This window comes from Cryobacterium sp. TMT2-4 (genome assembly GCF_004402575.1).
Taxonomy (GTDB): Bacteria; Actinomycetota; Actinomycetes; order Actinomycetales; family Microbacteriaceae; genus Cryobacterium; species Cryobacterium sandaracinum.
Genome location: NZ_SOGE01000029.1, coordinates 126,998 through 145,695, shown reverse-complemented (window position 1 = coordinate 145,695; position 18,698 = coordinate 126,998). Strand labels below are relative to the sequence as shown.

General features: G+C 69.0%; 15 protein-coding genes. 9 read left to right on the top strand and 6 right to left on the bottom strand.

Features of this window, described 5'->3' with window-relative positions:
• The first annotated feature begins 756 nt into the window (after nucleotides 1-756).
• Together E3O54_RS09125 and E3O54_RS09120 are read left to right on the top strand one after the other, a co-directional pair.
• Nucleotides 757-2,478: an ABC transporter ATP-binding protein gene (locus E3O54_RS09125; protein WP_104100201.1), complete on the top strand. Its 1,722-nt coding sequence runs from the start codon at nucleotides 757-759 to the stop codon at nucleotides 2,476-2,478.
• Nucleotides 2,475-4,280 carry an ABC transporter ATP-binding protein gene (locus E3O54_RS09120; RefSeq protein WP_104100193.1) on the top strand — a complete coding sequence of 602 codons (1,806 nt, stop codon included), beginning with the start codon at nucleotides 2,475-2,477 and terminating at the stop codon, nucleotides 4,278-4,280. The genes E3O54_RS09125 and E3O54_RS09120 overlap by 4 nt, the downstream gene beginning before the upstream one ends.
• 28 nt (nucleotides 4,281-4,308) lie before the next feature.
• Here the strand turns inward: E3O54_RS09120 and E3O54_RS09115 are convergent, their stop codons facing one another.
• The 3 genes from E3O54_RS09115 to E3O54_RS09105 all read right to left on the bottom strand — a co-directional run bounded on the left by E3O54_RS09115 (nucleotide 4,309) and on the right by E3O54_RS09105 (nucleotide 5,603).
• Complete coding sequence (locus tag E3O54_RS09115) at nucleotides 4,309-4,755, bottom strand: cupin domain-containing protein (RefSeq protein ID WP_198411461.1); 447 nt, start codon at nucleotides 4,753-4,755, stop codon at nucleotides 4,309-4,311.
• A 64-nt stretch (nucleotides 4,756-4,819) separates the two neighbouring features.
• The gene (locus E3O54_RS09110; RefSeq protein WP_104100192.1) at nucleotides 4,820-5,140 is read right to left on the bottom strand and encodes an MGMT family protein; all 321 of its coding nucleotides are present in this window, start codon (nucleotides 5,138-5,140) and stop codon (nucleotides 4,820-4,822) included.
• Nucleotides 5,141-5,150: 10 nt separating this feature from the next.
• A complete protein-coding gene (locus E3O54_RS09105; protein WP_104100191.1) occupies nucleotides 5,151-5,603 on the bottom strand; it encodes a GNAT family N-acetyltransferase in 453 nt (150 codons plus the stop codon).
• Between the two features lie 175 nt (nucleotides 5,604-5,778).
• On the opposite strand from E3O54_RS09105, the gene E3O54_RS09100 reads away from it, so the two are divergent.
• The 6 genes from E3O54_RS09100 to E3O54_RS17155 all read left to right on the top strand — a co-directional run bounded on the left by E3O54_RS09100 (nucleotide 5,779) and on the right by E3O54_RS17155 (nucleotide 15,323).
• A complete protein-coding gene (locus tag E3O54_RS09100) occupies nucleotides 5,779-6,993 on the top strand; it encodes an NADP-dependent isocitrate dehydrogenase (RefSeq protein ID WP_104100190.1) in 1,215 nt (404 codons plus the stop codon).
• A 142-nt stretch (nucleotides 6,994-7,135) separates the two neighbouring features.
• Entirely contained in the window at nucleotides 7,136-9,085 is a 1,950-nt protein-coding gene (locus E3O54_RS09095) for a heavy metal translocating P-type ATPase (protein WP_134401440.1), read from the top strand.
• A gap of 172 nt (nucleotides 9,086-9,257) precedes the next feature.
• Nucleotides 9,258-12,347 carry a S8 family peptidase gene (locus E3O54_RS09090; protein ID WP_241976828.1) on the top strand — a complete coding sequence of 1,030 codons (3,090 nt, stop codon included), beginning with the start codon at nucleotides 9,258-9,260 and terminating at the stop codon, nucleotides 12,345-12,347.
• A 196-nt stretch (nucleotides 12,348-12,543) separates the two neighbouring features.
• Entirely contained in the window at nucleotides 12,544-13,758 is a 1,215-nt protein-coding gene (locus tag E3O54_RS09085; protein ID WP_241972965.1) for an MFS transporter, read from the top strand.
• Nucleotides 13,759-13,855: 97 nt separating this feature from the next.
• Nucleotides 13,856-14,560: a DUF222 domain-containing protein gene (locus E3O54_RS17160; protein ID WP_166784706.1), complete on the top strand. Its 705-nt coding sequence runs from the start codon at nucleotides 13,856-13,858 to the stop codon at nucleotides 14,558-14,560.
• Nucleotides 14,561-14,591: 31 nt separating this feature from the next.
• Nucleotides 14,592-15,323, top strand: coding sequence for a DUF222 domain-containing protein (locus tag E3O54_RS17155; protein WP_134342223.1), 732 nt, complete (start codon nucleotides 14,592-14,594; stop codon nucleotides 15,321-15,323).
• A 178-nt stretch (nucleotides 15,324-15,501) separates the two neighbouring features.
• On the opposite strand, the gene E3O54_RS16325 is transcribed toward E3O54_RS17155, so the two are convergent.
• From E3O54_RS16325 to E3O54_RS09060, 3 genes are all read right to left on the bottom strand, one after another.
• Nucleotides 15,502-15,822, bottom strand: coding sequence for a hypothetical protein (locus tag E3O54_RS16325; RefSeq protein ID WP_166805231.1), 321 nt, complete (start codon nucleotides 15,820-15,822; stop codon nucleotides 15,502-15,504).
• A gap of 85 nt (nucleotides 15,823-15,907) precedes the next feature.
• A complete protein-coding gene (locus E3O54_RS09065) occupies nucleotides 15,908-16,264 on the bottom strand; it encodes a YrdB family protein (RefSeq protein WP_233191284.1) in 357 nt (118 codons plus the stop codon).
• 28 nt (nucleotides 16,265-16,292) lie between these two features.
• Complete coding sequence (locus E3O54_RS09060; protein WP_134401437.1) at nucleotides 16,293-17,165, bottom strand: formyltetrahydrofolate deformylase; 873 nt, start codon at nucleotides 17,163-17,165, stop codon at nucleotides 16,293-16,295.
• Nucleotides 17,166-17,331: 166 nt separating this feature from the next.
• On the opposite strand from E3O54_RS09060, the gene E3O54_RS09055 reads away from it, so the two are divergent.
• Nucleotides 17,332-18,648, top strand: a complete 1,317-nt coding sequence (locus E3O54_RS09055) for an MFS transporter (RefSeq protein WP_134401436.1) — start codon at nucleotides 17,332-17,334, stop codon at nucleotides 18,646-18,648.
• Nucleotides 18,649-18,698: the final 50 nt, after the last annotated feature.

The window sequence follows — 18,698 nt, the reverse complement described above, 5'->3', positions numbered from 1 at the left end:
GCTGGACGCCGCCCGCCCGCGGTAGCCGCCCCGGGCGGCTCCCCGGTCGCCTCGCCGGCGCTGCGCGCGTGCTGCGCCGCTCCGCGCACGGCATGCCACGCGCGGAGCGGCGCATGACCGGCGCGCCGAATCCGAGCCACCCATCTCCGACTTCGAGAAGCTCGAGGGCTGCGTCACCTGCCTGAGCGTACGGGTGCGCTGAATCCCGATCCCCGAATTCGGCGCTTGCGCCCGAGGCCCCGGAACCGTAGTCTGAAAAGCTGCCTGATCAGGGGGGCACAGCTCAGACACCACGCGCTCAGGAGGCCGACATGACCAAGACAGCACCGTTCACGATCGCAACGTGTGCGAACGTCGGCGCGCGCCTTGGCGCAGCCACCTCGTTCCCGCGCGCCGCTTAGCCTGCCCCCTCCCGCGATCTCCCGCCCCGCCTCGGGCCTGACTCCGGGCCGCTGACACCCAGCGACCGGCTCCGCCCCGCAGGCCGGCAGCCATGCTGCCCCCGGAAGCTACGGCTTCCACCCCCGCCGACCGACGTACTCGTCGTCGGCCTCCCGGCGCCGCGCGCCGCCGTTCACTGGAACCAGACTCGTTCAGGACTCACTCGTGACCACGCTCACCGACCACAGCCATCCGCCCGACCCCGACCCCGCAGCGGGAACCGACCCCGTTGCCCTGCCCCGGAGGAACACCCTCCAGGTGCTGCTGCGCCTCTACCCCTTCGCCCGGCCGGCCCTGCCGCGGCTGGCCCTCGGCATGCTCGCCGCCCTGCTGGCGGCGCTTGTGGCGCTCACCATCCCGCAGGTGCTGCAGCGCCTCGTCGACGGTGCCCTGACTCAGCAGGACGCCGCCCAGATCTGGCCGGCCGTCATCGTGGTACTCGCCCTCGGCGTGATCGAGGCGGTGCTGATCGCACTGCGCCGCTGGTTCGTTCTCGGCCCCGGCACCCACATCGAGGCCCGGATGCGCAACGCGCTCTACGCCCGGCTGCAGGACCTCCCGGTCACATTCCACGACAAGTGGCCGAGCGGCCAACTGCTCTCCCGCGCCGTCAGCGACCTCAACCTGATCCGCCGCTGGATCTCGTTCGGCCTCGTGCTGCTCATCGTGAACGTCGTCACCGTTGTGATCGGCGCCGCCATCCTGGTGTCGATGAACTGGATCCTCGGCCTCATCTTCCTCGTCTGCTCCGTGCCGCTGTGGATCGTCGGCTACCTGTTCGAGGAGAAATACTCCGTCGTTGCGCGGCGCAGCCAGGACCAGGCCGGCGACCTCGCGACGGCCGTCGAGGAGTCGGTGCACGGCATCCGGGTGCTCAAGGCCTTCGGGCGCGGCAAGTTCGCGTTGAAGAATTTCTCCGACCAGGCCGAGAGCCTGCGCGGCACCGAGATCGAGAAGGCGCGCGCCATCGCCGGCATCTGGCTGTGGCTGCTGATGATCCCGGATGTGGCCTTCGCCCTCTGCCTCGTCGCCGGTGTCTGGCTGGCCGGCCAGGGCGAGTTCAGCGTGGGCGGGCTCGTGGCCTTCTTCGCCACGGCCACCGTGCTGCGCTGGCCGATCGAGTCGGTCGGGTTCCTGCTGTCGATGACCTTCGATGCCCGCACCGCGACCGACCGGTTCTTCGACGTGCTCGACGCGCCGAACGCCATCACCGACCCCGAGCATCCCGTCACCGTCGACCGGCCCCGCGGCCGCCTCGCGTTCGAGAACGTGCACTTCCGCTACCCCGACTCGCCGAGCCGCTTCCCGGACCTGCTCGACGGCGTGGACCTGGTGCTCGAACCGGGGGAGACCATGGCGCTCGTTGGTCTGACCGGCTCCGGCAAGTCCACCCTGACGGCGCTCACCACCCGCCTCTACGACGTGACGGAGGGGGCGGTGACCCTCGACGGGGTCGACGTGCGCTCCCTCGGCCGCGAGGAACTGCGTCGCCACCTGTCGATGGCGTTCGAGGATGCGACGCTGTTCTCGGCATCCGTGCGCGACAACGTGCTGCTCGGCCGTCCGGAGTGGGCCGAGCGCTCGCCCGAAGCGGATGCCGCACTCGAGGAGGCGCTCATGGTTGCCCAGGCCGGCTTCGCCCACGACCTCCCGGAGGGCGTGGACACGCTCGTCGGAGAGGAAGGGATGAGCCTCTCCGGCGGCCAGCGGCAGCGGATCGCGCTCGCGCGGGCGGTGGCGGCGAAACCCGCCGTGCTCGTGCTCGACGACCCGTTGTCGGCGCTCGACGTGAACACCGAGTCCCTTGTCGAAGCCGCGCTGCGCGAGGTGCTCTCCGCGACCACGGCGCTGATCGTGGCGCACCGGCCGTCCACCGTGATGCTCGCCGACCGGGTGGCGCTGCTCCAGAACGGGCGTGTCACCGCGATCGGACGGCACTCCGATCTACTCCGCGAGAGCGAACACTACAAGTTCGTCATCTCGAGCCTGGAAGACGAAGAACGACGAGAGTCCGCACGAGAGGAGGCGGCGCGATGACCGTCACCGGTGTCGAGGGCGAAGACCGCAGCAACTTCACCGCCGCGGAGAGCAAGCAGATCCGGGGCCGGTCGCTGCGCCTGCTCGGGTCGCTGCTGCACCCGGTGCGCTTTTCGGTCCTCGCGGCAATGCTGATCGTGGTCGTGTCCACGGCCGCGCAGGTGGCCGGCCCGGCCCTGATCGCGTTCGGGATCGACCGCGGTCTGCCCGCGCTGATGGAGCAGGACTGGGTGCCGCTGGCCGCCACGGGGGTGGTCTACCTCGCCACGGGTGTGGTCGGGGCCATCCTGATCGCCTGGTACACGATCATGTCGGCGCGGATCAGCCAGGCCGTGCTGATCGACCTGCGCAAGAGGGTCTTCCTGCACACGCAGCGGCTGAGCCTCGAATTCCACGAGTCGTACACCTCGGGGCGCATCATCTCCCGGCAGACCAGCGACCTCGACGCCATCCGGGAACTGCTGGATTCGGGCATCAACCAGCTCGTGCAGGGGCTGCTGTACATGGTGTTCACGGCGATCGCCCTGTTCCTGCTCGACGGTACGAGCGGGCTTGTCCTGCTCGCGTCGATCGTGCCGTTGGCGCTGCTCACCCGCTGGTTCCAGGTGCGCTCGCAAACGCTCTTCCGCCGGTCGAGAACGGCGTCGGCGAGCCTGATCGTGCAGTTCGTGGAGACCATGACCGGCATCCGTGCGGTCAAAGCCTTCCGGGCGGAGAAACGCAACGAGAAGGTGTTCGGCGAACTGGTCGAGGACTACCGCAAGGTGAATGAGCGGGTCATCCAGCTGTTCGGCATCTTCGATCCGGGTCTCGTGTTGATCGGGAACGTGGCCGTCGCGGTCGTTCTCCTGGTCGGCGGGTTCCGCGTCGTCGACGGCCAGCTCTATATCGGCGCGCTGCTCGCGGCCCTGCTCTACACCCGCCGGTTCTTCGACCCGATGGAGGAGATGGCGATGTTCTACAACTCCTACCAGTCGGCCGCCGCGGCGCTGGAGAAGATCTCCGGGGTGCTCGAGGAGCATCCCGGAGTGCCGGACCCGGTGACGCCGGTCGACCTCTGGGCGGCAAAGGGTGCGGTCTCGTTCGAGAACGTGCAATTCGAATACCAGAGCGACCGGGTCATCCTGCCGCAGTTCGACCTGACGATCCCGGCCGGGCAGACCATCGCCCTGGTTGGGTCGACCGGGGCCGGTAAGTCCACCCTGGCCAAGCTGATGGCGCGTTTCTACGACCCGTCGGTGGGTCAGGTGACCCTCGACGGCGTCGACCTGCGCGACCTGCACCCCAAGGACCTGCGCCGAGCGATCGTCATGGTCACCCAGGAGGCCTACCTGTTCAGCGGTTCGGTCGCCGACAACATTTCGATCGGCAAACCGGATGCGACGCCCGCCGAGATCGTGGCGGCGGCCCGAGCGGTCGGCGCGCACGACTTCATCGCGGGGCTGCCGAACGGGTACGACACCGACGTGAACAAGCGCGGCGGGCGCGTCTCCGCCGGGCAGAGGCAGCTGATCTCGTTCGCTCGGGCGTTCCTGGCCGACCCGGCGGTGCTCATCCTCGACGAGGCCACCTCGAGTCTGGACATCCCGAGTGAACGCCTCGTGCAGCAGGCGCTGCAGACACTGCTCGGGGGACGCACCGCCGTGATCATCGCGCATCGCCTATCGACTGTGGCGATCGCCGACCGGGTGCTCGTGATGGAGCACGGGCGCATCGTGGAGGACGGCACGCCCGACCACTTGATCGCCGGCACCGGCCGGTTCGCGCAGCTGCACGCCGCCTGGCGCGACTCGCTGGTGTGATCGGCGACGCGACTCGCGGCGCGAGCGGTTAGGCGAACCCCCAGGCCTTTTCCTCGTCGCTCGAGTCGTCGGAGAGCGGCGTGCCCGTCAGGGGGCGGTTGGAGGCGACCGGTCCGAGCGGGTGGTAGCTGGGATCCCGCGGGATCGCGGGCGATTCCTTGAGTTCGACGAAGATCGCGTGCGTCGGCGTGCGGCCGATGTTTACGCCGGCGTGCTCCTGGGCCGGCAGCCAGCGGGTCTCGCCGGCGGGCAGCTCGACGTCGATTTCGCGGCCCTCCGACGACAGGCGCCGGGCGTAGGCGCTGAGCGTGATCATGACGCTGTCGGGATGCTCGTGGGGATTGGTCTCATCGCCGGGAGCGTCGAGGAACTCGAGCACGCGAACGCGGTCGTTCTCAAGCAGTACTCGGTAGGCGCCCGGGTCGGTGACGACGGGATCGAGGGCGGTGTGTGCGGCTGTGCTTTCGCTGTCCATGAAAAACGGTAGCATCCGGCGCAGCCTCGAACCAAGCATTGCGGGCAACCCCGGGCGGTGATCGCTATGCGGGGCTCCAGCGCGCCGCCGCGTAATCGATGCGGTAGCCGTATGCCCCGGCCTTCAACGGGGTGCCCTCCGCGGTGTAGTGGGGGAGCGCGCGCTCCTCGTGCCCGATCGGCGGGCGTCCGCCGGCCCGGATCACACGCCACCAGGGCAGCGCGGTGCCGTGGCGCGCCATGATCTGCCCGACCAGGCGGGCTCCACGGGAGCCGAGCACGGCCGCGACATCACCGTAGGTCATCACGCGACCGGCCGGGATCGACTCCACGATTCCGAGAACGTGCGTGACGAAGGCAGGTTCCCGGGTGCCGGCATCCGTCATCGGCTGCGAGTCAGAGCTGCAATGCGCCGATAATCTCGCCGTAGACGGTTTGGCCGATGTCGCTGAAGCCCAGGCGGTGGAAGAACGACTCCGGCCCCTCTTCGCCGGGTTCCCAGATCACGGTGATGTGGTCGAAGCCGCGCTTGCGGGCCTCGGCGGCGAGTGCGTCTGCGGCGAACTTGCCGACACCCTTGCCCTGGGCCTCCGCGTCCACGTTGATGCGCCAGATGCAGGCACGGAATTCTTCGTGCGGTGAGTCGGGGTCAAAGTTTCCGTGAATGAAGCCGGCAACCTCGCCGTCCAGCAGAACGACGCGCTGCCAGGCGGTAGCAGGGTTGATGACGGACGCCGCGACCGCGTAGGAGACGGGGGCGATGAACTGCTCCTGACCCGGTTTCAGGCTCAGGCTGTTCGCCGCGACGATGTTGCGCGCGGACAGTTCTTCCAGTCGTAGTTCACCCATGCGAACAGGCTAACGTGCACCGGAGCCGGCCGGTAGTCGGGTTTTCGGACGACAGGGCGTGGGGGGTGGCCCCATCCGGAAGATCCGGAAACTGTCTCGATGTCAAGATAGTTACGTCGCTCCACTAGAATCGGTGTGGCTATTCTTGCCCCCCGATATTCTGAGGAGATTTCCATTGGCGAAGATCAAGGTTGAAGGCACTGTCGTCGAGCTCGACGGGGACGAGATGACCCGCATCATCTGGCACGCGATCAAGGAGACCTTGATCCACCCGTACCTCGACATCGACCTCGAGTATTACGACCTGTCGATCCAAAAGCGCGACGAGACCGACGACCAGATCACGATCGACTCGGCCCGCGCCATCCAGAAGCACGGCGTCGGCGTCAAGTGCGCGACCATCACGCCCGACGAGGCGCGCGTCGAGGAATTCGGCCTGAAGAAGATGTGGGCGTCGCCCAACGGCACCATCCGCAACATCCTCGGCGGCACCATCTTCCGCGAACCCATCATCATCTCGAACATCCCGCGCCTCGTGCCGGGCTGGAATAAGCCGATCATCATCGGCCGCCACGCGTTCGGCGACCAGTACAAGGCCACCAACTTCCGCTTCGAGGGCGAGGGCACGCTCAGCATGACCTTCACCCCGAAGGACGGCTCGGCCCCGCAAGAGTTCGAGGTATTCCAGGCCCCCGGCAGCGGCGTCGCGATGGGGATGTACAACCTCGACGACTCCATCCGCGACTTCGCCCGCGCGTCGTTGAACTACGGCCTCGAGCGCAAGTACCCGGTCTACCTGTCGACGAAGAACACGATCCTCAAGGCTTATGACGGCCGCTTCAAGGACATCTTCCAGGAAATCTTCGACGCCGAGTTCAAGGCCCGCTACGACGCGGCCGGCCTCAGCTACGAGCACCGCCTGATCGACGACATGGTCGCCTCTGCCATGAAGTGGGAGGGCGGTTACGTCTGGGCCTGCAAGAACTACGACGGCGACGTGCAGTCGGACACCGTCGCGCAGGGCTTCGGCTCGCTCGGCCTGATGACCAGCGTGCTCTCCACGCCTGACGGCAAGGTCGTCGAGGCCGAGGCCGCGCACGGCACCGTGACGCGCCACTACCGCCAGCACCAGCAGGGCAAGGCCACCTCGACCAACCCGATCGCCTCGATCTATGCCTGGACCCGCGGCCTCGCGCACCGCGCCAAGCTTGACGGGAACCCGGCGCTCGCCGAGTTCGCCAACACGCTCGAAGACGTGGTCATCAAGACCGTCGAGAGCGGCAAGATGACCAAGGACCTCGCGCTTCTCGTGGGCCCGGAGCAGGCCTTCCAGACGACCGAGGAGTTCCTCGCGGCCATCGCGGAGAACCTCCAGGCCCGCATGGCCTAACCCGCAGCGACAGGGTGGCAGTCTCACCCCCCCCCGGGGGTGAGGCTGCCGCCCTTTTTTAGGCGTTTTTCCGGGTTTTCCCGGCCCTGAGGGGAGGCTTTCCTTGCTGGCGGTGGCCGGCGAGTGAGGCAAGAATATGACCATGTCGTCTCTGGTCGCCGCCGTTCGTCGTTACCCGCTCGTCGCCACGACCGTGCTGCTCGGGCTCATCGGCGCGGTGCTCGCCCTGGGCGGTCAGACGGATGCCGTGCGCTGGCTGTTCAGTGGATTCGGCCTGCTGGTCGCCGGTTACGAAACGATCGGCATGGTACGACGGCTGCTGGGCGGCACCCTCGGTGTCGACGTGCTCGCGATCACGGCCATCGTCGCCACGGTGCTGGTGGGCGAATACGTGGCCACCCTGATCATCGTGCTGATGCTCACCGGAGGCGCGGCCCTCGAAGACTTCGCCGTGAACCGGGCCAAGCGCGAGCTCGACGCCCTGCTCCGGCGGGCCCCGCAGATCGCGCACCGGCTCGGCGCCGGCGCCGGCACCGATACCGACACCGGCACCGATACCGATACCGATACCGACACCGGAAACGGCGAGGTCGAGGACGTGCCGGCCACCGACGTGCGGCCGGGCGACCTGCTTCTCGTTCGCCCTGCCGAGATCGTGCCGGTCGACGGCGCTCTGGTCTCAGTCAGCGCAGTCTTCGACGAGTCCTCGCTCACCGGGGAGAGCCTCCCGGTCGAGCGCGAAGCCGGCGACGCCGTGCTCAGCGGGTCGATCAACGGCCAGGCTGCCGCCACCATCCGAGCCACCGCGACCGCCGCGGACAGCCAGTACCAGCAGATCATCGCGCTGGTCGAAGAGGCATCGGCCAGCAAGGCCCCCGTGGTGCGCCTGGCGGACCGCTACGCCGTGCCGTTCACTGCGGTCTCGCTCTCGATCGCCGCCCTGGCCTGGATCGTCAGCGGCGACCCGGCCCGGTTTGCCGAGGTGCTGGTGGTGGCGACCCCCTGCCCACTCCTGATCTCCGCACCGGTCGCCTTCATGGGCGGCATGAGCCGGGCCGCCCGCAACGGCATCATCGTCAAGGGCGGTGGGGTGCTCGAAATGCTCTCTCGGGCCAAAACCGTGGTCTTCGACAAGACCGGCACGCTCACCCACGGCAGCCCCACCATCGCCCGCGTGCTTCCCGAGCCCGGCTTCGACGAGGACGAGTTGCTCGTACTCGCCGCGTCCGCGGAGCAGTACTCGTCGCACGTGCTCGCGGCATCCGTGATCGCGGCGGCCCGGACCCGCGGGCTGGAGCTGATCGGGTCGGAGACCGCGAACGAGGTTCCCGCGCACGGCGTCGTGGCCCGGCTGGGCGCCCGCGAGGTCACCGTGGGCAAGCTGTCGTTCATCCGGGAACGGGCGACGGATGCCGTGGCCGCCCCGATCGAGGGCGGCGAACTGGCCATCTACATCGCCGTCGACGGGCGCTTCGCCGGCAGCATCGTCGCCAGTGACACGCTGCGGGAGAACGCACCGCAGACTCTGGCGGATCTGCGGGCGCTCGGCCTGCGGGACACCGTGATGCTCACCGGCGACGCTCGGCCCACCGCCGAGCACATCGCGGCGCTGGTGGGGATCGAGCAGGTGCAGGCGGACTGCCTGCCCGCCGACAAGGTCAACGCCGTGCGTGGCCTGGCCCACCGCCCGGTGATCATGGTCGGCGACGGGGTGAACGACGCACCCGTGCTGGCCGTCGCCGACGTCGGTATCGCCATGGGAGCCCGCGGGGCCACGGCCGCGAGCGAATCGGCCGACGTCGTCATCCTGATCGACGACCTGACCCGCGCGGCCCGCGCGGTCGCGATCGGCCAGGACACCATCCGGATCGCGCTGCAGAGCATCTGGCTCGGCATCGCTCTGAGCCTCGGCCTGATGGTCCTGGCCGCGTTCGGCTTCATTCCCGCCACCGCGGGAGCACTATTGCAGGAATTCGTCGACCTGGCCACGATCCTGAACGCGTTGCGGGCGATCGGCGGCCGCCGGGACGCCTCGGTGCAGGCCCAGATCGCCGCTCGCAAGCCGGCGGCGGCCGGCGCGCTGAGTCGCTGAGTCGCTGAGTCGCTGGGTCGCTGAGTCGCGTCACCCTACTGTGCTGGATGCCCCCAGTTCAGGTGTCAACGCGTGCAAGTTGCACAGTCTGAGGTCGAATTCAGCTAGCTTCAAGTTCATGTGCCTCCGTTGGGGGTCAACCTTTCGTCGTTGAACGGATTGGATGATGCACGTGAACTCACGAAATCGGCATTTCTCACCCTGGGACCTCGACCCCCGGCCGCCGCGCGCACTGTGCAGGGCCACCGCGGTGGCCCTGACCGTCGGGCTGGTGGCTACCGCGGCCCTCGTCGGCGGCACCGTCGCAGCCGCCGCCGCACCGCAGCAGGCTCCGCGGTTGGCCATTGAAAAACCGGCCACCGCCTTCGAGGCCGGCCGCTACGTCGTCACGCTGGCCGCCAGCGCGGTCGCCGCCTACTCCGGCGGCGTCGCCGGTTTCGACGCCACCAAGCCGGCCCCGGGCCGGCAGCTCGACGCGAGCTCGAAGAACGCGACCGCTTACGCCGCGCACCTCGCAACCGAGCAGAGAAGGGTCGCCGCGGCCGCCGGGGTGAGCGTCAGCGTCTCCTACACGACCGCACTCAACGGATTCGCCGCCGAACTCACCGCGGTCCAGGCCGCCGCGCTCTCCGCGAACCGAGAGGTTCTCGCCGTCGAGAAGGACGCGATCCGCCGGGTCACGGCGCAGTCCTCGACCGACTTCCTCGGGCTCGGTGACGCCGCCGGCGTCGGCGGGGTCTGGGACGCGGTCGGCGGCGTTGACGCGGCCGGCGCCGGCGTCGTCGTCGGTATCATCGACACCGGCATCGCCCCGGAGAACGGGTCCTTCGCCGGCGACCCCCTCGGCACCGATCTCGGCGACGCTCCGTTTCGCACGGCCGACGGCGGCATCCGCTTCGGCAAGTCCGACGGCGGCACCTTCACCGGCGCCTGCGTCGTGGGTGTGCAGTTCACCGCAGACGACTGCAGCACCAAAATCGTTGGTGCCCGGTACTACGTCGACGGGTTCGGCGCCTCCCGGATCGGTGCCGAAAGCGTCGGCGAGTACCTTTCGCCGCGCGACGGCGACGGCCACGGCTCACACACCGGCGGTACCGCAGCCGGCAACCACGCCGTCGCCGCGTCGGTCGGTGGCATCGACTTCGGCACCATCTCGGGCGTTGCGCCCGCGGCGAAGATCGCCGCGTACAAGGTCTGCTGGTCCGGCCCCGACCCGGTCAGCCAGGACGACGACGGATGCGCCACCAGCGACCTCCTCTCGGCGATCGACCAGGCCACGGCCGACGGTGTCGACGTGATCAACTTCTCGATCGGCGGCGGTGCGGCCCAGACCACGGTCTCCGCCACCGACGTCGCCTTCCTGGGCGCGGCATCCGCCGGCATCTTCGTGGCGGCGTCGGCCGGTAACGCCGGTCCCGACGCCTCCACGCTCGATAACGCGTCGCCGTGGATCACCACCGTGGCGGCCAGCACCATTCCGAGCTACGAGGCCACCGCCACCCTCGGCAGCGGCCCTGCCTATGGCGGCGGCTCGATCACGGTCCCTACCGTCGGCGTGACCGGTGCGCTGGTGCGCGGTGACCTCGTCGCCGCCCGGCGCGGAACAGACCCCTTGCTCTGCGGGCCGAACTCGCTCGACCCGGCCAAGGTGACCGGCACGATCGTGTTCTGTCAGCGCGGCGTCTATGACCGGGTCGCCAAGTCCGTCGAGGTGAAGCGTGCCGGAGGTATCGGCATGGTGCTGGTGAACAAGACGGCCAGCTCGCTCGACCTTGACCAGCACGCGGTGCCGACGGTGCACCTCAACGCCGAAGCGTTCGCCACGGCCTTCGCCTACGCAGGCACCGCCGGGGCGACCGTGACCCTCACGCCGGGCAATGCGCTCGGGACCACTCCGCCCACCCCGCAGGTCGCCGGGTTCTCCTCGCGCGGACCGGTACTTGCCGACGGCAGTGACATCATCAAGCCGGACGTCTCGGCGCCCGGGGTTGCGATTCTCGCCGGCGGTGCCAACGCTGCGGGCGCGGCAGGCACGTACCAGTTCCTGTCCGGAACGTCTATGTCGTCGCCGCACGTGGCGGGCCTTGCCGCCCTCTACCTGGGCCAGACGCCGAGCGCGAGCCCGGCCGAGGTGAAATCGGCCTTCATGACCACCGCCTACGACACGGTCACCGGCTCCGGCGCTGCCGTGACCGACCCGTTTCTGCAGGGCGCCGGCCACGTCGACCCGACGAAGTTCTTCAGGCCGGGACTCGTCTACCTGAACGGGGAGAGCGACTGGATGTCCTACATCAAGGGTGCCGGCTACACCGGGGGCGGCCTGGACGCCGTCACCGCGGTCGACCCGTCGAACCTCAACCTGGCCTCGATCGGCATCGGTTCGCTCACCCGGCCGGAGACGATCACCCGCACGGTGACGTCGACCCAGGCGGGCACCTTCGACGCCTCGGTGTCCGGCCTCGCCGGCATCGACGTGACGATCGAGCCGTCCACGCTGACCTTCGGCGCGGCAGGGGAGACTCAGTCCTACACGGCGACGTTCTCCCGAACGGATGCGCCCGTCGACACGTTCGCGACCGGCTCGCTCAGCTGGACCAGCGGCGCGACCGTCGTGCACAGCCCGGTGGCGGTCAAGCCCGTCACCCTCGAGTCGCCGATCACCGCCGACGGAACCGGTCTGGCCGGCTCCGTCGGCATCCGCGTGACGCCCGGCACGACCTCCGACATCCCCCTGGCGACCGACGGCCTCGCGGCCGGCGTGCTGCTCAGAGAGAAGAAGGGCGGCCCGGGCAAGGCCTACACCGGAACGGGGCTCCCCGGAACGGAGATCGTCTTCACCGTGCAGGTTCCGGCGGGAACGGTGTTGCAGCGCTTCGACCTTGATTCACTAACCGACGCCGCCGACCTTGACCTGGTGGTCAACCGATTGAGCGGCAAGGGCGGCACGCCGATCGAAGGCTGGCAGTCGGCCACGGCGGCGACGGACGAACACGTCGACCTGCTGAACCCGACGGCCGGGTACTATGAGGTTGTCGCGTCGGTCTTCAGTGGCACCGACCGGTACGACCTGACCACCTTCACGGTCGCGCCGGGTGCCGGCGCCGGAGCGTTCACCGTTGCCCCGAACCCTCTCCCGGGAGTGCAGGGCGTTGAAGCGACCTACACGGCCTCGTGGAGTGGTCTGGTCGCGGGCACGGATTACCTCGGGCTGGTGCGCTACGGCGACACTGGCTTCTCGACGGTCGTGGCGGTGGAGAACTAGCGGCCGCCAGGTTCGTCAGCGGGGTCGGACTCGCCCGCTGCGTCCGGCGTCGAACCAATTCGACGGAGATTTTGCGACACGAGGCCGCTTGCGAGCTGTTTCGAACCCGTTTTGGGCAAAATCTCCGTCGAATTCGTCAGGGTGCGGTTCTGGGCGGGCGGCGGACGGATACCGAGCGACGGCTTACCCTGAGGTAATGCGATTCGCACGAATGCGCCGAGGCGGCGAGAACCTCGGCGTGAGCCGGCCGCGGCTGTCCCGAGAGGTCTACGTGCTCGGCGTGATCGCGTTCTTCGTGATGGTGGGCTTCGGCGTCGTCGTGCCGGTGCTGCCCGTCTACGTGCGCAGCTTCGGGGTCGGCTACCTGGAAATCGGCGCCGTCGTCTCCGCGTTCGCGCTGATGCGCTTCGTCTCCAGCCCGTTCACCGGGCGCCTGATCGACTGGGCCGGCGAACGCGTGATCCTGGCCTCCGGCATCGGGATCGTCGCCGTTTCCAGCGGGCTGGTCGGCGTGGCCCAGAACTATCCGCAGCTGCTGCTCCTGCGCGGAGCCGGCGGCGTCGGTTCGGCCCTGTTCACGGTGGCGGCCATGACTCTCCTGCTCGGCTCCACGGCACCGGGATTCCGGGCCAGGGCCATCGGGTTCTACCAGGGTGGGTTCCTGCTCGGCGGGATGGCCGGCCCCGCGCTCGGCGGGCTCCTCGCCACGATCTCGCTCACCGCGCCGTTCTTCTTCTACGCCGCGACGCTCGCCGTTGCCGGCATCCTCGGGCTCGTGCTGCTGCGCCCGGTGCGGGGTGGGGTCGCCGCGGCCGGCCCGGCGCCCGAGCGCATCCCGTTCCGAACGGTGCTGCGGGACACCCGGTTCCGCGCGGCGTGCATCGCTAACTTCTCCACCGGCTGGAACTCGTTCGGCGTGCGCAACGCCCTGATCCCCGTGCTGGTCGTCGAGGTGCTGCGGGGTCCGACCGCCTGGACCGGCATCGCCTTCGCCTTCGCGGCCGTCGCCCAGACGGTGGCACTCGCGCCGGCCGCGCGGTTCGTCGACACTGTGGGCCGTCGCCCGGCCATCATCGGAGCGTTCCTGGTTGCCGGGGTCACCATCCTCGCGGTCCCGTTCGCGCCGAACATCATCGTGCTCACGGCCCTGCTTTGCCTCTACGGCGTGGCCTCGGCGTTCATGGGCACCGCCCCGGCCGCATCCGTCGGCGACGCGGCCGGCGCCGGTGGCGGTCGACCCGTGTCGGTCTTCTCGATGTTCTCCGACCTGGGTGCCATCGTCGGCCCGCTCGCGGCCGGGTTTCTCGTTGACAGCGCCTCCTATCCGGTAGCCTTCGGCGTCGGCGCCTTGCTGTTCTTCGCGACCTCTGTCTACGCGCTGCGGATGCCGCGGCAGGCCCGCCCGGCGTAGTCCCGCCCCGAGAGAGGTCGAATACAGCTACGAAACTGTCACCAATAAATAGTGACAGAGACTCGACTTCATGTGCGCAACGAGGTATCCTCGTAACATGACGAACCTCGCAGAAGACCTCAGGCAGGCGGCCGACGCCGTCGCGCTGTTGCGTTCCTCGCGCGCCGACCTCGCAGCCCTTCCCGACGCCGGGGCGCTGGCCGGCCAGAAGCGAATCGCATGCGCCCGCCGTCTGCTCGACACCTATGCCGCGTTGATGGCCGCAACCATTGCTGACCGTTCGCGGCCGGAGCTCGGCCATTCGGGGTTGGCGGCGCAGCAGGGGTACTTGTCCCCGGAAGCCCTGATCCAGAACTGGACAGGCTCGTCCAAGGGTGACGCCTACAAACTGGTCGCAGTCGGCACGATGATGGCCGACACCGAGGCGGCCGAGAAGCTGGTCGAGGAGGCGCTCTCGTCGCCCGACACGGATGCCGCCGAGGTTGCCGAATTCGTCGCGAAGGTGCCGTGGCACGCGCCGATCGCCCGGGCCGTCACCGCCGGCACGCTCTCGGTCGACGCGGCCGAGTCGATCCGCGCCGGCCTCGGCCAGATCGACGCCGCTGTCACCGCCGAGAAGCTCGGAGCGGCGCTGGAGTCCCTGCTGGCCGAGGTGTCAACGTTGAACGCCGACGATGTCTTCAAACGCGCAAGACGGATGCGTAACCACCTTGACGAGGCCGGCATCGCCGCCCGGGAGAAGCAGGCCCACGACGACCGCTACCTGAAGGTCTACCGGCTCAGCACGGGAACGTGCGCCTGAACGGCCTCTTCGCCCCCGAAGACGGGAAGTCGTGCTTTCGACCTTTGACTCCATCACCGGCCCGCGCCGCGGCGGGGTGCGATTCGTCGATAAGGAGCGGGCCGCCTGGGCCGAGAAGATGCAGGACGACCCGCGCAGCAACGAGCAGATCAACGCGGACTCGCTCGTGCAGCTGCTCACGATCGCCGGCGAGGCCGACCCCGGCCGCGTGTTCGGCGGACGACGCCCCTCGGTGCGCGTGATCGTGACCGAAAAGGCGCTCAAGACGGGGCAGACTGTGCAGGCCGGGCAGACCGGGCAGGCCGGGCCGGATCAGGCGGCCGAACCCGCCGCGCACGGGCAGATCGAGGGCAACCCCGTCCCGATCTCGCAGGACACCATCGACCGGTTGCTCTGCGACACCGGCACCCGTGGCATCAAATTCGACGAAGACGGTCAGATCATCAACGTCGGCCGTGACGAACGACTCTTCACCGAGGCACAGCGCGCCGCGATGGCAGTGCGTGACGGCGGGTGCCTTTGGGTCGGCTGCGACCGATCACCGGCCTGGAGCGAGGCCCACCACATCAGTGAGTGGCTTACGGACAATGGGTACACCGACCTCGCCAACGGAGTGCTGCTGTGCCACCCGCACCATTTGCTGCTGCATAATCAGCACTGGAAGATAACCCGCACCAAAAGCCAGTACTGGCTGCGTCCACCGGCGGAAGTCGACCCGGAGCAGACGCGTATTGTGTTGCAGAGCAAGAGGACAGGGCTGTAGGGCGGGAGTCTGGCTTTTGGTCTCGACAGGCTCGATCAGCGTCGCGGGAACCTCCGGAGGACCGGTCGCCGGTCTTGACAAGCTCGACCAGCGTCGGGGGAACCTTGGGAGGGTTCGTCACCTGGTCTGACAAGCTCGGCCGGCGTCAGGGGAACCTTGGGGCCGGGATCCTCCCGGCTCAACCCGGCTCAACCGGGCTCAACCCGGTTCTGCACGGTTCTGCACGGTTCTGCCCGATGCGGCCGCCAGCGCCAGCGCACCGACTCTTCCCGAGCAGTTCCCGGTGCAGCATCGCGGTTGCCACGTTATCCTTCGGGAACCTCATCTCGGCCACGGCGCCGAGCACGACCATGGAGACTCCGGTCCCCTCAGCAAGCAGGATGGTGCCCAGCGGGAGGGCGGCGAACTGCGCCAGGAGCAACTGGCAGCGCCCGAGCGGGTTGGAGACCAGGAGGTCAATGGTGCCTCGGGCATCGGCGCCTGCCCGGACGTCGGCCACGGCATGCCCAACAGCAACCGGATGGTCGTCGTCTTTCCGGCGCCGTTCGAGCCAAGGCAGCCTGACTGTGCGGCGGCCGCCGCCCTCAGTGCAGTTCTGCGCGGCCCGAGATGACGCCGCTGACCGTGGCCACCAGGGCGAAGATCACGGCGACCAGCGGCAGGCCGAGGTCCCACCAGGCCAGCGCGGCGGCCCCGAAGACGCTGATCTCGACGATGGCCTTGCCGAACGGGTCGAGGCGGAAGACCGCCTTGGGCGAGCGGAACAGCGCCCAGAGCACAATGGCGAAGGCAGGGGCCAGGATGCCCATGAGCATGCCCGGCCACGGCAGCGGCCACGCGGTGAAGCCCCAGATGCCCAGGCTGATGAACGCGAACAATTCGAGCAGGAAGCGCACGATGTCGTTGGGGCTGGTACTGGTCGTCGCGCTCGTATCGGTCACTCGCCCCATCCTACCGAGAGGCGGGAGGCTACCTGAAGATGATGGTGCGGGCGCCGTCGAGCAGGACCCGGTGCTCGGCGAACCAGGTGACCGCCTGGGTCAGGGTGCGGCTCTCCTCGTCCTGTCCGATGGCGACGAGTTCGGCCGGGCTGCGCGAGTGGTCCACCCGCACGACGTTCTGCTCGATGATCGGACCCTCGTCGAGGTCGCCCGTGACGAAGTGGGCCGTCGCCCCGATCAATTTCACCCCGCGGGCGTGCGCCTGCTTGTAGGGGTTGGCGCCCTTGAACCCGGGCAGGAAGGAGTGGTGGATGTTGATGGCGCGGCCTTCCAGCAGCGTGCAGAGTGCGGGGGAGAGGATCTGCATATACCGGGCGAGCACCACGAGCTCGATGTCGCACTCGGTGATGGCATCGACGACGCGAGCCTCGAAGGCCGCCTTGCCGGCGGCATCCGTCACCGGACGCGACTCGAACGGCACCCCGTAGAAGCCGACCAGGTCGCGCAGCGTGCCGTGGTTGCTCAGCACCAGCGGAACCTCGATAGGCAGCTGGCCCCCGCGCTGGCGGAAGAGCATGTCGTTGACGCAGTTTCCGGCGGTCGAGGCCAGGATCAGGGTGCGCTTGGGACGCCCGACGACGTCGATGACGGATTCCATGGCGTATCTGCGCACGACCGGGGCGAGCTCGTCCTCGAGATCAGCCTGGCTCGCCGCGGATTCCACCTGCAGCCGCATGAAGAACCGGCCGGTGTCGGCGCTGGTGAACTGCTGGCTCTCGGTGATGTTGCCGCGCGCCCGCACGATCGCGCCGCTGACCGCGTGCACGATACCCGGCTGGTCGACGCAGACGAGAGTGATCACCCAATGGTGGCGCGGGTGCGGTGCGAGGGAAGAGGTCATCGGACTAGGTTACCGGCCCCCTGCCGCACACTCGGCCCGTCGGCTAGGCTGGAAAGCGGTCGGCGCAGCATGCCGGCCCCGGGCGCGCACGTCGGCGCGCAGTCGATCCGGACCGGCCCGCGGCACACCCGCGCTGCCCCTGTTCCCGTCTGTGAGCCACAGAGCCATGTCATTCACCGCACCCATCGACCTGCCCTCGCTGGAAGCGCCGGAAGCGCCGCACGCGCCGGAGAGCATCGCGGCCGCCGCCCGACCCTTCCCCTGGGTGGGCCTGCTCACCCTGGCCGCCGCCGTCTTCCTCTCCGTCACCTCCGAGATGCTTCCGACGGGCCTTCTACCCGACATGAGCCGGGCGCTCGGGGTCACCGAGGGACAGGTCGGCCTGCTCGTTTCCTGGTTCGCGTTCACCGTGGTGCTCACGAGCACCTCGCTCGCCCACCTCACCCGCCGCCTGCCGCGGCACGGCCTGATTGTGCTCGTGCTCGTGGTGCTGGCGATCAGCAATGTGCTCACCGCCATCGCCCCCAACTACGCCTTCATGGTGGGCGGGCGCATCATCGGCGGAATGGCCCACGGCCTGTTCTGGGCCGTCGTCGGCGCCTACGCCGCGCACCTCGTGCCGCGGGAACAGATCGGCCGTGCCGTGGCCATCACCGTCTCGGGCGGCACGCTTGCCTTCGTGTTCGGGGTGCCCATCGCCACCGCCGCCGGGCACCTGCTCGGCTGGCGGCTGTCGTTCCTGGCCCTCGCCGCCCTCATGCTGATCGGCGCGGTCGTCGTCTGGCGGTTCCTGCCGCCGGTGTCGCACTATGGTGCTCGCGTGACGGATGCCACGGCAAGCGATCCGACCGCGGCCGGCAACGCGGGGGCTGCCGCCGCACATGCCGCCACTGCTATCGCTGAACCGCGTCGCGACCCGACCATGCGCGCCGTGATCCTGCTTTCCGTGATCACCGGCCTGACCATGGTCGGGCATTACACGTTCTACACGTACATCGCCCCATTCCTGATCGACGAGATGGGCGTGGACTCCGGCGCGGTCGCCCCGCTCCTGTTCGCCTATGGGATTGCCGGCGCGGTCGGCCTGGTGCTCTCCGGCACGGTCTTCGGCCCCCGGCCGCAGCTCGGGCTCGTCATCGGCATCGCCGTGTCGGCGCTGAGCGTGACCGTGCTGGCCCTCTTCGCGGCGACGCTGCCGGTTGCCATCACCGCCTTCGTGCTCTGGGGTCTGGCCTTCGGCATGCTGCCGCCGCTGCTGCAGACGCGGCTGCTGCGTACGGCCTCGCTCCGCATCCGTGACACCGCCAGCGCCATCTACACGACCGCGTTCAACGCCGGGATCGGCGGTGGCGCCCTTCTCGGCGCCGCGCTGCTCGGCTCGGCCGGAATGCAGGCCGTGCCGCTGGTCTACGTCGGAATCCTGGTGCTGGCCTTCGTGCTGGTGATCGTCAGCGACGTCGTCGTGCGCCGCCGGGCGGCCTGACCGGCGGCGTGTCGACCTGAAACGGCTGAGACGACACGATTGCGGGGCGC

Excerpts from the sequence above, each read along its gene's own strand:
- E3O54_RS09115 (WP_198411461.1), bottom strand. The coding sequence starts at position 4,755 with ATGGACAGCGAAAGCACAGCCGCACACACCGCCCTCGATCCCGTCGTC.
- E3O54_RS09055 (WP_134401436.1), top strand. The coding sequence starts at position 17,332 with ATGTCATTCACCGCACCCATCGACCTGCCCTCGCTGGAAGCGCCGGAA.
- E3O54_RS09120 (WP_104100193.1), top strand. The coding sequence starts at position 2,475 with ATGACCGTCACCGGTGTCGAGGGCGAAGACCGCAGCAACTTCACCGCC.
- E3O54_RS09110 (WP_104100192.1), bottom strand. The coding sequence starts at position 5,140 with ATGACGGATGCCGGCACCCGGGAACCTGCCTTCGTCACGCACGTTCTC.
- E3O54_RS09125 (WP_104100201.1), top strand. The coding sequence starts at position 757 with ATGCTCGCCGCCCTGCTGGCGGCGCTTGTGGCGCTCACCATCCCGCAG.
- E3O54_RS17160 (WP_166784706.1), top strand. The coding sequence starts at position 13,856 with ATGACGAACCTCGCAGAAGACCTCAGGCAGGCGGCCGACGCCGTCGCG.
- E3O54_RS09085 (WP_241972965.1), top strand. The coding sequence starts at position 12,544 with ATGCGATTCGCACGAATGCGCCGAGGCGGCGAGAACCTCGGCGTGAGC.
- E3O54_RS09060 (WP_134401437.1), bottom strand. The coding sequence starts at position 17,165 with ATGACCTCTTCCCTCGCACCGCACCCGCGCCACCATTGGGTGATCACT.
- E3O54_RS09105 (WP_104100191.1), bottom strand. The coding sequence starts at position 5,603 with ATGGGTGAACTACGACTGGAAGAACTGTCCGCGCGCAACATCGTCGCG.
- E3O54_RS09095 (WP_134401440.1), top strand. The coding sequence starts at position 7,136 with ATGTCGTCTCTGGTCGCCGCCGTTCGTCGTTACCCGCTCGTCGCCACG.